Origin of the sequence: Halomonas sp. H10-59 (assembly GCF_040070555.1) — a bacterium.
Taxonomy (GTDB): Bacteria; Pseudomonadota; Gammaproteobacteria; order Pseudomonadales; family Halomonadaceae; genus Halomonas; species Halomonas litopenaei.
Window position 1 is genome coordinate 1,590,725 of sequence record NZ_CP098828.1, and the last position, 12,460, is coordinate 1,603,184.

At 65.5% G+C, this 12,460-nt stretch carries 7 protein-coding genes; 5 read left to right on the top strand and 2 right to left on the bottom strand.

The window, feature by feature from the left end; translation table 11 throughout:
* Window positions 1–19: 19 nt before the first annotated feature.
* Window positions 20–898, bottom strand: coding sequence for a hypothetical protein (locus NFG57_RS07095; RefSeq protein WP_348815783.1), 879 nt, complete (start codon window positions 896–898; stop codon window positions 20–22).
* A gap of 57 nt (window positions 899–955) precedes the next feature.
* Window positions 956–3,139 carry a prolyl oligopeptidase family serine peptidase gene (locus NFG57_RS07100; protein WP_348815784.1) on the bottom strand — a complete coding sequence of 728 codons (2,184 nt, stop codon included), beginning with the start codon at window positions 3,137–3,139 and terminating at the stop codon, window positions 956–958.
* A gap of 70 nt (window positions 3,140–3,209) precedes the next feature.
* Between NFG57_RS07100 and NFG57_RS07105 the strand changes: the two genes are divergently transcribed.
* The 5 genes from NFG57_RS07105 (at window position 3,210) to hrpA (ending at window position 12,428) form a co-directional block, all read left to right on the top strand.
* Window positions 3,210–3,662 carry a hypothetical protein gene (locus NFG57_RS07105; protein ID WP_045993220.1) on the top strand — a complete coding sequence of 151 codons (453 nt, stop codon included), beginning with the start codon at window positions 3,210–3,212 and terminating at the stop codon, window positions 3,660–3,662.
* A 180-nt stretch (window positions 3,663–3,842) separates the two neighbouring features.
* A complete protein-coding gene (locus NFG57_RS07110; protein WP_045993221.1) occupies window positions 3,843–5,657 on the top strand; it encodes a vWA domain-containing protein in 1,815 nt (604 codons plus the stop codon).
* On the top strand, window positions 5,650–6,435 hold the full coding sequence (locus tag NFG57_RS07115) for a class II glutamine amidotransferase (RefSeq protein ID WP_045993222.1): 786 nt from the start codon (window positions 5,650–5,652) through the stop codon (window positions 6,433–6,435). The genes NFG57_RS07110 and NFG57_RS07115 overlap by 8 nt, the downstream gene beginning before the upstream one ends.
* A 125-nt stretch (window positions 6,436–6,560) precedes the next feature.
* Entirely contained in the window at window positions 6,561–8,249 is a 1,689-nt protein-coding gene (locus NFG57_RS07120; protein ID WP_045993223.1) for an AMP-binding protein, read from the top strand.
* A 156-nt stretch (window positions 8,250–8,405) separates the two neighbouring features.
* Entirely contained in the window at window positions 8,406–12,428 is a 4,023-nt protein-coding gene (gene hrpA, locus NFG57_RS07125; protein ID WP_348815785.1) for an ATP-dependent RNA helicase HrpA, read from the top strand.
* Window positions 12,429–12,460 lie beyond the last annotated feature (32 nt).

Below are 12,460 nucleotides of genomic sequence, written 5' to 3' on the forward strand. Positions count from 1 at the left end.
CTTCGCCGAGTGTTGGCGATCAATTGCCGCTGTGGCTAGCGTCCGTTTGCCGGTTGTCGCCGTCTTCTGTGCTTTCTCCTTCGTGGTCAGCCTGGTCGTCATCGCTACCTTGCGGTGCGGCGGCTGTAGCGGCGGCGTCGGGGTCGACCTCCGGCTCTGAACGCTCGCTTTCCATCGCTTCTTCCATCTCGCCTTCCATGTCACCTTCGAGAGACCCCGACATGGCCCCCTCACCGGTGAACAGCGGACGGGCGTCATCGAGGCTGTTGAAGTCTTCGATCAGGACGGTGGCGTTCTCGGCCTCGCCTTCGTTGCCCTCGGCTTCGACGTAGCTGCTGCCGTCGAAGCGCAGGTGCAGGGCCTGAGCCGGCTGATCGGCGGCCAGGTGGCGCTTGACCACCAGGTCTCGCCAGCCCTCGTGAGATGCTTCGCCAAGCTGGATCGGAGGCTGGGTGGTGGGCTGGGCGCTGATGACGCGGTAGGCGTCGTCCTGGGCTTCGAGGATCAGGGTATCGCAACCACCGGTGCCGCAGACCATCGGGCCGACCACGTGGACCACGGCCTCGTCCTGACCATCGTCGTTCAGGTCACTCCAGCCGACCAGATAGCGAATCTCGCCGAGCTGGGGATCAAAGTTGGCGCGCAGGGACTGCTCCAGTGCCTCGCGGCGATCCGCCTGGCTCATCTCCGAGATGTCGTCGCCTTGTTCGCCGCTGGTGTCGTCTTCACTGGCTGAGTCCGCGCTCTCGTTGCTGCCGCCACCGTTACCGGAGGTGACGTTTTCGCTCTGCTGTGACGTGCCCTCGGACGTCTCGGACTCGTTGTCGTCGGAGCAGCCGACGAGGGAGGTGCCGAGCCATAGCGCAGCGGTGAGGGCGAGCATCGGTTTGGCGTTCATGAAATTCCTTATTCTGAAAGTGGCCGCTAAAGCGGCCAAGGGCGTCCAAAGGTGCGGTCAGGCCTGCGGGTTCTCGTCGGTGGAGCAGGGATGGGGCCTTGGTGATTCGACCGGAGGGTTGCCCATCAGGTCCGCATTCACCAGGTCTGCATCCAGCAAGTCCAGGGCCCAGAGCACGAAGGCATCCTGGCGTGCCCCTTCGCGCCAGGCCTTGAAACGACCCGAGGCGCCGCCGTGACCGGACGTCATGTCGGTCTTCAATAGGGTTGTCCGGTTGGACAGTGCCGCCTGCTCGGCGTTCGCCAGGCTCAGGCGTGCGTAGAGCTTGGCCGGCTCCCAGTAGGGCACACGGCTATCGTGCCAGCCACCCTGCAGGAATACCGGCGGCCAGGCCTCGGCATCGAGGTTGTCCAGCGGTGAATAGCTGCCGATGCGTCGGGCGTCGGCGGCGTGGCTGGGGTTGCCCCATTCGGTGTACTCCGCCGTGGTCAGCGGCAGGTCCGGGTTTTCCATGGTACGCAGGACGTCCACAAAGGGCACGTCGAGTACCGCCGCGCAGAATGCCTGTGGCGCGCGATTGAGGCTGGCGCCCACCAGCAGACCGCCGGCGCTGGCGCCGTAAGCGACGATACGCTGGGGATTCGATACACCCGCGTCGACCAGGGCGTCACGTGCGGCCAGGAAGTCCTCGAAGCTGTTGGGCTTGTGCTCGAGCTTGCCGGCCAGGTACCAGGGCTCGCCGCGCTCACCGCCGCCTCGCACGTGGGCCACCGCGAAGGCCGCGCCACGCCGGAGCAGTTCCAGTCGAGACACCGAGAACCAGGGATCCAGCGCCTCGCCGTAGGCACCGTAGCCATACAGCAGCGTCGGCAGCGGCTGGTTCGCCAGGTCCTTGCGGCAGACCACGGACACCGGGACCCGCTCGCCGTCGTGGGACTCGGCCCACAGCCGTTGGCAGTGCAGGTCTTCCGGTGCCAGATCGCCGTGCAGAGGCTGCCGCTTGAGCAGTCGGCGCTCGCCGCTATCAAGATCCAGCGACCACCAGCTTGGCGGGGTGCAGAAGGATTCCTCGCGCAGGCGCAGTATCCGGTCGTCAAAGTGTGGGCTGTCGCCGAGCCCCAGGCTAAGCGGTGCGGGCGAGCAGGGCAGGGGGGCGTCGAGGGTGACGCTGTGGTCGCCGTCGAACTCGAGGCGACGCAGGCGCACCTGGGCCTCGAGGTGGTCGCGTTCGGCGATCACCAGGCCCCAGGCGTAGGCATCGACACCCTCCAGGGTGGTCTCCTGGCGATGGGGCACCAGTACTCGCCGCTGACCGGAGCGGTCTTCGTTCTCCACTTCCAGCTGAAAGTGCACCAGCCCTTCGTTGTGCAACACATAGAAGTGACCGGGACGATGATCGAGGGCGTACTCAACGCCCGGGCGACGGGGCTGAAAGCAGTGCGGGGGAGTCGCTGGCGCGTGGGCCGGAACCAGATGGGTCTCGCTGGTGTCCTTGGAGGCCGACTCGATGGTCAGCCAGGCCCGCGATCGGGTCTTGCCCAGACCGATCCAGAACTCGGCGTCGTCCTCGCGCAGGACCAGCTCGTCGGTCTCGACCCTGGCGTCTGCGCTGGCCGCATCCAGCGACAGGCTGAGCCGCCAGGCGCTGTCGGGTCGCTGGGTGGCGTCGTAGCGGGTGAACAGCAGGGTCTGGCCGTCCTCGGCCCAGCACAGCTCAGGGCCGATGTCGTCCAGCAGTCGATGCTCGGCGCCATCGGGCAGGCGCTTGATGAACAGGCGATAGGTCTCGTCACCCTGGGTGTCCTCGGTCCAGGCCAGCCACTGCTCGTCCGGGGACAGCGCCATGTCACCGAGTTCGAGGAAGGTGTGCTCCTGCGCTCTGGCCTCGAGGTCGAAGAACACCTCGCGCGACTGCGGGGCATCGTTGGGGTGGCGCCACCAGACCGGATAGTCGGCGTCGGCGGCGGTCTCGCTCCACAGGGTGAAGTGGTCCAGGCGACTGGGCAGCCCCTTGACGGCCAGCTCTCGCCGCGCCAGGTGGCCCTGGTAGAGTCGCTCGATCAAGGATTCCAGAGGGGCAAACCAGGTGTCTGCCTGGCGGTTGGCGGCCTCGAGAAAGTCACTCACGGCGGGATCGTCGCGATTCTCGAGCCAGTGCCAGGCGTTATCGTCCTGACGCGTGAAGTCCAGGGCGGGGCCCCGAGTTGCTGCGGCCGGTGCATTTGGCGGCTGTGCTTTCATGGTGCGAGATGTACCATACTCAAGAGAAATTTCATCTGTGCGCGGCGCGCACGTCAGGTTGGAGCATGCAATGTTGATTTCGGATTCCATGTCCACGCTGTGGTTGATCTATGGCGCATTGTCGCTGGTCGTACTGTTGGCTGGCTACCTTGGACTGGCTTTTTTACCGCGCCTGCCACGCCTGGTGCTGACCTGGGCAGTGGCCGGCGTGATGTGGATGCCGTCGATGTTCGAACTGCCGTTGATCGAGGAAGGCCAGGTCTACAGCGGTCAGGCGCCGGCCATCATGGTGGCAGCGGTCGCCTTCATGGACGGCAACAATGGCGTGCTGGTGCCGGCGGCCACGCGCGTCATCGTCGGCGCGGCGATCGGTGCGCTGTTTGGACTGGCACTGTGGTGGAGTGGCCGTCGTCGCCGTCTGCGCAAGGCCGAGGCCGCTGCAGCGGCGCGTGACCAGGACGCAGAGGCTCATGGGACGTCGCGTGAAGAAGGGCGGGAGCGTCAGGAGCCGGTGCTCGGCTAGAAACTGCTCGGCTAGAAACTGCTGGCGAGGTCGCTCTGGCCACCGTGAACGGTGAACCATCGATAAACACGTCGAAGGGGGATGTAAAAGACGTCCACCGCCCACGGCCTGGAGATTCCGGGCAAGTTCCAAGGAGGACACATGGCCAAGCGGGGCCAGCAACGCTGCGGGAAAGGGGTAATGATGGCGACAATCGTGGCGTTGTGCCTGTCGCCGCTGACGGCGCTTGCCCAGTCGGTGACTGGGCAAGCGGGCTCGGATGAGCCACCGGACGTTCGCGTCGTGGTGGACGTGTCCGGCAGCATGAAGACCAATGACCCCAATCGCCTGGCAGGCAGTGCGCTGGACATGCTGGTGGCGCTGTTGCCGAGTGGTGTCAGCGCCGGCATCTGGACCTTCGGCGAGTCGATCGACAATCCGTTGCCTCTGGGGCAGGTCGACGCCCAGTGGCGCGAGCGGGCCTTGGCGCTGCCGCCGGCGCTGGAACAGTATCAGCAGCATACCGATATCGAGGCGGCGCTGCGCACCGCGGCAGCAGCCGAGGGTGACGGCTGGCGCCACCTGGTGTTGCTGACCGACGGGGTGATCGACCTGTCGCCGGGCAGGGGTGCCAAGCCCGACGTGGACCTTGCCTCTCGCCAACGCCTGGTCGAGGCGATGGTGCCGGACCTGGCCAACCAGGGGGTGGCCATCCACGCCATCGCCTTTTCGCCAGGCGCCGACGTTGCCTTGGTCGAGCGACTGGCGCAGCGCACCGGGGGACTGGCGGCGGTGGTCGAGACACCGGACGCCCTGTTGGGCGCCTTTCTCGATATCGTCGAGCGCATCTTCCCGGTGGATCAGGTGCCGCTTGAGGACCGCCGTTTCACCGTCGATGCCGGCGTCGACGATTTTTCCGCGTTGATCTTCCATGACCCCGGCCAGGGAGAGGTGACCCTGGTGGCGCCGGACGGCACCCGTTACACCCGCGACACCGCACCCGCAGAGGTGCGCTGGCAGCGGGAACCACGCTTCGACCTGATCCGCGTACCCGACCCCGCCCAGGGGGAGTGGCGGATCGAGGGTCCTCTGGCGGCGGACTCGCGGATTACCGTCAACAGCGATCGCCACCTGGTGACGGAGGCGCTGCCCGCGACGCTGTATTCCGGCTTCGAGGTGCCGTTGGCGGTGCGTGTCGAAAGTGACGGCGAGGTGACGGTGCCCGAGGGGCTCAAGGTGACGGCGGAGCTGTCCGGCGAGGCGGTGGACGGCCTGCAGATCCTGGCGCTTGGCAACGATGATGGCGTGTTTCGCGGGCGGCTGCCGTCGCCGTCGGGCACCGGCGCGGCTGAGCTGGTGATCACCGCCGAGGGCGAGGACTTCCATCGCCGACGGGTGCAGGCGGTCAATGTGCTGCCGGCCGTCGGCGCGGCACTGGACGAATCCGGGCGTCGGGTGACGCTGGTGGCCGAACATCCGCGCCTTGGCCACGACAACACCCGCTTCGAGGCCGATCTGCTGGGCCAGTCGCTGGAGGTGGCCCCGGCAGACGCCAGGCGCTGGAGCCTGGAAATTCCGCCCCAGGAGGATGAGGTCAGCCGTCCGCTGCGGATCTCGGCGGTGGCGACGATCGACGGCAACGAGACCCGCTGGAACCTGCCGCCGCTGTGGATCAATCGCGATGGCGAGGTGGCCCTGGATCGGGCGCTGGCAGGCCCCACCCTGTCCGGTGAACGCTTCGCCGAAGCCAGTGAGCGACAGGCCGAGGAGGAGGCTGGCGAGGCGCTGGCCGACCAGTTTGTGGCGTTGGTGAATGAAGGCCCCGAGCGGCTGGTGCAGTGGTGGCGCGAGGGAAGGCCTGGTCTTGAGCCCGCCCTCGAGCGTGCTCGACATGATCCGCGCAGCTGGCTGGTAGCCGCTATCCTGGCGGTGGTGGTGATCGCCTGGCTGTTGTGGCGTCGCCGGCGCACTCGCCTGGCTGCGGCCGGGTCAACAAGAGAGGAACCCCATGTGTGAGCTTCTGGGCATGAGTGCCAATGTGCCCACGGATATCTGTTTCAGCTTTACCGGCTTTCTGCATCGTGGCGGCGGCACCGGCCCCCACCGTGACGGCTGGGGCATCGCTTTTTACGAAGAGGGGGGCTATCGCGAATTTCGCGACCCTCATCCTTCGGTGCACTCGCGAATCGCCCGGCTGATCTGCGAATACCCGATCAAGTCGAATATCGTCATCAGCCATATCCGCCAGGCCAATGTGGGTGGAGTGAAACTGGCCAATACCCATCCGTTCGTGCGCGAGATGTGGGGGCAGCCCTGGTGCTATGCCCACAACGGCCAGTTGTCCGGCTGGGAGACGCTGGAACTCGCCAGCTATCGACCGGTGGGGTCCACCGACAGCGAGCACGCCTTCTGCCACCTGCTGGGTGAGCTCCGGCGGCGCTATCCAGACCCGCCGGAGGATCGTCGCGGTCTGTGGTCTTCGCTGCACGAGCTGTGCGAGAAGCTCAGAGGTCTGGGGGTCTTCAACCTGCTGCTGGCCGACGGCGAGTACCTGTACACCTATTGTTCCACCAAGCTCGCCCATATCACCCGCCGCGCGCCCTTTGGCGAGGCCAACCTGTCGGACGCCGAGATGGTGGTCAACTTTGTCGAGCACACCACCCCCGACGATGTGGTCTCGGTGCTGGCCACCGAACCGCTCACCGACAACGAAGAGTGGGTGCGCATGCAGCCGGGTGAGCTGCTGGTGTGGCGGGAAGGCGAGATCGTGGCCCGTTATCTAAGCGATGAATAGCGGGTTTTAAACGAAAGTTTGAATCAAGCGTATTACAGTCGCTGCGGGACTGGGCTATGGTAGCCAGTGTCGACACCACAATTTGATAATAAGAGGGGACCTGGTCCCCCGAATGGAGAACGCCCATGAGTGAGAACGCCGCTGCATCGATCGTTCGGGGGGAGGCCCTGGAAGGGCTCGATGACTATCATTCGGTGATGGATATCTTCCACCGCTCCGTCAAGCGCTACGACGAAAAGGTGGCCTTCTCGTGCATGGGCAAGTCCCTGACCTACGCCGAGCTTGACCGGCTGTCCGGTGATTTCGCCGCCTGGCTGCAGCACGAGACCAACCTTGAGCCCGGTGATCGGGTGGCGATCCAGTTGCCGAACCTGCTGCAGTTCCCGGTAGCGGTGTTCGGCGCCATTCGCGCCGGCATGGTGGTGGTCAACACCAATCCGCTGTACACCGAGCGCGAGATGACCCACCAGTTCAAGGATTCCGGCGCCAAGGCGATCCTGATCCTGGCCAACATGGCAGACAAGCTCGAGCGGGTGCTGGACAAGACCGACATCGAGCATGTGGTGATCACCGAGATCGGTGATCTGCACGACTTCCCCAAACGACCGCTGATCAACTTTGTGGTCAAGTACGTCAAGAAGATGGTGCCGCGCTACTCGATCCCCAAGGCGGTCAGGTTGCGTCAGGTGCTCAAGCAAGGCGCCTCCCTCGAGCACCGTGAGGTAGAACGCGAGCTCGACGATATCGCCGCGCTGCAGTACACCGGGGGGACCACCGGGCTTGCCAAGGGCACCATGCTGACCCACCGCAATCTGGTGGCCAACATGCTGCAGGCCAAGCAGATCATCGGGGGTGGCTTGAGCGAGGGTAGCGAGGTGGTCGTCGCGCCGCTGCCGGTCTATCACATCTATACCTTTACGGTGAACTGCCTGTTCATGCTGGAAGGCGGCAACCATTCGCTGCTGATCACCAATCCGCGGGACCTCGATACCTTTATCAAGGAGCTCTCGAAGACGCGTTTCACCGGCTTCGTCGGACTCAATACGCTGTTCAATGCGCTATGCAATCGTGACGACTTCAAGGCGCTGGACTTCTCCCACCTGCACCTGACCATCTCCGGCGGCATGGCGCTGACCAAGGCCGCGGCCAAGCGTTGGGAAGAGGTGACGGGCTGCCCCATCGCCGAGGGTTACGGCCTGACCGAGACCTCGCCGATCGTCAGCTTCAACCCGGTGGAGGCGATACAGCTGGGCACCATCGGCCGCCCCGTCGCCGGCACCGAGCTCAAGCTGTGCAACCCTGACGGTGGCGACCCCGAGCCGGGCGAGCCGGGCGAGCTGTGCGTGCGCGGCCCCCAGGTGATGAAGGGATACTGGAACCGCGATGACGAGACGGCCAAGGTCATCGATGCCGATGGCTTCTTCCACACCGGTGACATCGCGGTCATCCAGGACGATGGCTACGTGCGTATCGTCGATCGCAAGAAGGACATGATTCTGGTGTCCGGCTTCAACGTCTATCCCAACGAGATCGAGGACGTGGTCGCGGCCCACCCCAAGGTGGTCGAGTCCTGCGCCGTCGGGGTGCCCGACGATACCAGCGGCGAAGTCATCAAGCTGTTCGTGGTGGCCAAGGACAGCTCCTTGACCAGTGACGAGCTGCGCGCCTGGTGCAAGCAGGAGTTGGCCGGCTACAAGGTGCCCAAGCTGGTGGAGTTTCGTGACGAACTGCCCAAGACCAACGTCGGCAAGGTGCTCCGGCGCCAGTTGCGTGACGAAGGCAGCACCGAAACCGGGACCGGCACCGACGGCTGACGCCCGCCGACAAGGTCCGGGGAAGGGCAGGGGCCGGCGATTGGCCCTTGCCTTGGCTGCGGCGTTACAATAGCGCCCTTTGCGTTGCGGGAGCCTTCCCGCCCCGCGTCCGTGCGACGCGGCGCCCATGATCCACCCGGAGCCTTCGACCCCAACGTGAGTAGTTCTACGCCCACCGCCCAGCAAAACGCCGACGACGCCTCTCGCCTGAAGTCTCTGACCGAAGGACTGGAACAGGTGATGCTTCGCGATCGCCCGACGCTGGCCAAGCGTCTGGCCGGTCTCGAGCGTCGTCGACGCGACGGCAAGCCCATCGACCGGGGACTCAAGGAGGTCGAGCACCACTGGCAGCGCTCTCGTCAGACCCTGGCCTCGCGCCAGGCGCGCCCGGTCACGCTCGACTATCCCGAGCAGCTCCCGGTGGCGGCGCGGCGAGCCGATATCCTCAAGGCACTGGAGTCCCATCAGGTGGTGGTGGTGGCCGGCGAAACCGGCTCCGGCAAGACCACCCAGCTGCCCAAGCTGTGTCTGGAGCTGGGGCTTGGCCGTCGCGGGCTGATCGGCCACACCCAGCCGCGGCGCCTGGCGGCGCGCTCGGTGGCGACCCGTCTGGCAGAAGAACTGCAGGTGCCGCTGGGCGAGCAGGTGGGTTATCAGGTCCGCTTCACCGACCAGACCAACGACGACACCCTGGTCAAGCTGATGACCGACGGCATCCTGCTGGCGGAGACCCGCCAGGATCCGGACCTGCGCCGCTATGACACCCTGATCATCGACGAGGCCCACGAACGCAGCCTCAATATCGATTTCCTGCTCGGTTACCTCAAGCGCCTGCTCGACCGCCGCCCCGACCTCAAGGTCATCATCACCTCCGCCACCATCGATGTGGAGCGCTTCAGTCAGCACTTTGCCAGCCGAGACCAGGACGGCGTCGTGCGTCCTGCTCCGGTGGTGGAGGTCTCGGGTCGTACCTACCCGGTGGAGGTGCGTTATCGTCCGCTGATCCGCGACGAAGATGACGAGGAAGACCGCACCCTCAGCGAGGGTATCCTTCACGCGGTGGAGGAAATCGAGACCATCGAGCGCGAAAAGCGCTGGTTCCATGGTCCCCGCGATATCCTGGTGTTTCTGCCCGGTGAGCGTGAGATCCGCGAGACCGCCGACGTGCTCCGGCGCGCCGATCTCAAGAGCACCGAGATACTGCCGCTCTACGCCAGGCTTTCTAACGCCGAGCAGAACCGCGTGTTTGCTCCCCACAGTGGGCGGCGCATCGTGCTCGCCACCAACGTGGCCGAGACCTCGCTGACGGTGCCGGGTATCCGCTACGTGATCGACCCGGGGCTGGTGCGCATCAGTCGCTACAGCTATCGCGCCAAGATTCAGCGCCTGCCGGTGGAGGCGGTGAGCCAGGCCAGCGCCAATCAGCGCAAGGGCCGCTGCGGCCGGGTGGCGGAAGGCGTGTGTATCCGTCTGTACGACGAAGACGACTTCCTGGCGCGCCCTGAGTTTACCGATCCGGAGATCCGGCGCACCAACCTGGCCTCGGTGATCCTGTCGATGCTGTCGCTGAAACTGGGCGACATCCAGGACTTCCCCTTCGTCGATCCACCTGACTCGCGCTTCGTCACCGATGGCTTCAAGTTGCTCTATGAGCTGGGTGCGGTCGACGACAACAGCCGCCTGACGACATTGGGGCGACGGCTGGCGCGGCTACCCATCGATCCGCGCCTGGCCCGCATGGTGCTGGCCGGGGTCGAGCAGCAGAGCCTGCGCGAGGTGCTGATCGTGGTCTCGGCGCTGGCGGTGCAGGACCCGCGTGATCGACCCTCCGACAAGCGCGAAGCCGCCGATCAGGCCCACCGCCGCTGGCAGGATCCGGATTCCGACTTCGTGGCGCTGCTCAATCTGTGGCACGGCTTCGAAGCCGCCCGAGAGGAACTCTCGGGCAACCGGCTGCGTCGCTGGTGTCGCGATAATTTCCTGAATTACCTGCGCCTGCGCGAGTGGCACGATACCTTCCGCCAGTTGCGTCAGCTGCTCAAGGACATGGATATCCAGGTGCCGTCGGCCAGGCCCGCCATCGCCGCCGAAGGTGAAGATGACGACGGTCAGGCCAAGGAGCGCCAGCGTCAGCAAACGGTGGCCATGCACAAGGCGCTGTTGACCGGCCTGCTGAGTCATCTGGGCACCCTGACCGAGAACCGCGAGTACCTGGGGGCGCGCAATCGCAAGTTCATGATTCATCCGGCATCGGGGCTTTCGAAGAAGTCTCCGAAGTGGGTGATGGCGATGGAGCTGGTCGAGACCTCGAAGCTGTTCGCGCGCAGCGTGGCCAAGGTCGAGCCTCAGTGGATCGAGCCTCTGGCGGGCCATTTGGTCAAGCGCAGCTACAGCGAGCCCCATTGGGAGATGAAGCGGGCCCAGGTGGTGGCCTTCGAGCAGGTCACCCTGTTCGGGCTGCCGATCGTGGCCCGGCGCAAGGTCCACTATGGTCCCATCGCCCCGGTCGAAAGCCGTGAGCTGTTCATCCGCCGGGCGCTGGTGGAAGGCGAGTTTCGCACCAAGGGCGAGTTCTTTGCCCACAACCGGGCGCTGATCGACGAGGTCGAGGACCTCGAGGATCGCGCACGGCGGCGCGACATTCTGGTGGACGAGGAGCAGCTGTTCGACTTCTACGACGCTCGCCTGCCTGAGGATATCGTCAACGGCAAGGGCTTCGAAGCCTGGCGACGCAAGGCCGAGCGCAGTGACCCTGAGCTTCTCAAGTTCGACCGTCAGGCGCTGCTGGCACGGGAGGCGGATGACGTCACCGGTGACGCCTATCCTGACGAGCTGTCGATCGACGGTGTGCGCTATCCGCTGGCCTATCACTTCGCGCCGGGGGCCGAGGATGACGGTGTGACCATGACGGTGCCGGCGGCGATGCTGTCTCAGCTGTCGTCGTCTCGTCTCGAGTGGCTGGTGCCGGGATTGCTCCGGGACAAGTGCATCGCCCTGTTGAAGTCGCTGCCCAAGTCGATACGCCGACAGGTGGTGCCGATCCCCGACTGGGTCGACGCAGCGCTGGAGGCACTGGTGCCCGGGGACGGTAGCCTGACCGAGGCGCTCGGTGAATTTCTGCGGGTCAAGACCGGGTTGCGCCTGTCGCCGGACGACTGGCGCCTCGATCAGCTCGAGCCCCATCTGGTGATGAACCTCAAGGTGGTCGACCACAGCGGCAAGGTGCTGGGCCAGGGCCGTGACCTGCGGGCGCTGGAGCGGCGTTTCGAGGCTGCCGCCAGTCAGGGTGCCCGGGCGCTGGCCAAGAGCGTGGAGAGCCAGTCCGAGCTGTCGGGCTTCCCCGAGCAGGCATTGCCGGAGTCGCGGGTGACCTCCCAGGCCGGGATTCGCGTCGAGGCATTCCCGGCGCTGGTGCCTTCGTCGAGCGGGCTCACTCTCGAGCTGTTTGATCATCCGGCCAAGGCCCATGAAGCGCATCGCCGCGGGGTGGTCAAGGCGGCGATGGAACGCCTGCCAGATCAAGTGAAGGCCATCGAGCGTACCCAGGGACTGTCGACCTGTGCTCTATTGTTCGCCAAGGTAGGCAGCAAGCGTGCACTGACCGAAGATGTGGTGACGGCCGTCTTCCGGCAGGTCGTGGCGGTGGACCCGCTGCCGCGAAGTGCCGAGGCCCTGGAACAACGCATTCAGGCGGTTCGCCAGGATATCGTTCCCCATGCCGACAAGCTGGTGGCGGTGCTCAAGCCGGCACTGGAAGGCCACCTGGCGGTGACAAAGGCGTTGAAGGGTAACCTGAGCCTGTCGCTGGCGCTGGTATACAGTGACCTCAAGGCACAGATGCAGCGGCTGGTGTACCCGGGGTTCGTGACCGACGCCGGTGCCTGGCTCGAGGCTTATCCGCGCTACATGGAGGCCGCCCAGGTGCGCCTGGAGAAGGCCCCGCGCGAGCGCATGCGCGACCAGATGCTGATGCAGACGGTGCAGGACTTCGAGACGCGCCTCGAGACGCGTCGACAGGCCGAGCACCGAGGCGGCGTCGAAGATCCATCGCTGGTGGAGTTTCGCTGGTGGATCGAGGAGTTGCGGGTATCGCTGTTTGCGCAGCAGCTGGGTACCGCCATGCCGGTATCGGAGAAGCGCCTGGAGAAACGCTGGGCGGAATTGACCGGGCGGGGGTAAGGCCCCCGCGCCAAAGATGACGAAAGTGAGTG

What these genes read in the sequence shown, in the direction of transcription:
- NFG57_RS07095 (WP_348815783.1), bottom strand. Translation starts at nt 898, where the DNA reads ATGAACGCCAAACCGATGCTCGCCCTCACCGCTGCGCTATGGCTCGGC.
- NFG57_RS07100 (WP_348815784.1), bottom strand. Translation starts at nt 3,139, where the DNA reads ATGAAAGCACAGCCGCCAAATGCACCGGCCGCAGCAACTCGGGGCCCC.
- NFG57_RS07105 (WP_045993220.1), top strand. Translation starts at nt 3,210, where the DNA reads ATGTTGATTTCGGATTCCATGTCCACGCTGTGGTTGATCTATGGCGCA.
- NFG57_RS07110 (WP_045993221.1), top strand. Translation starts at nt 3,843, where the DNA reads ATGATGGCGACAATCGTGGCGTTGTGCCTGTCGCCGCTGACGGCGCTT.
- NFG57_RS07115 (WP_045993222.1), top strand. Translation starts at nt 5,650, where the DNA reads ATGTGTGAGCTTCTGGGCATGAGTGCCAATGTGCCCACGGATATCTGT.
- NFG57_RS07120 (WP_045993223.1), top strand. Translation starts at nt 6,561, where the DNA reads ATGAGTGAGAACGCCGCTGCATCGATCGTTCGGGGGGAGGCCCTGGAA.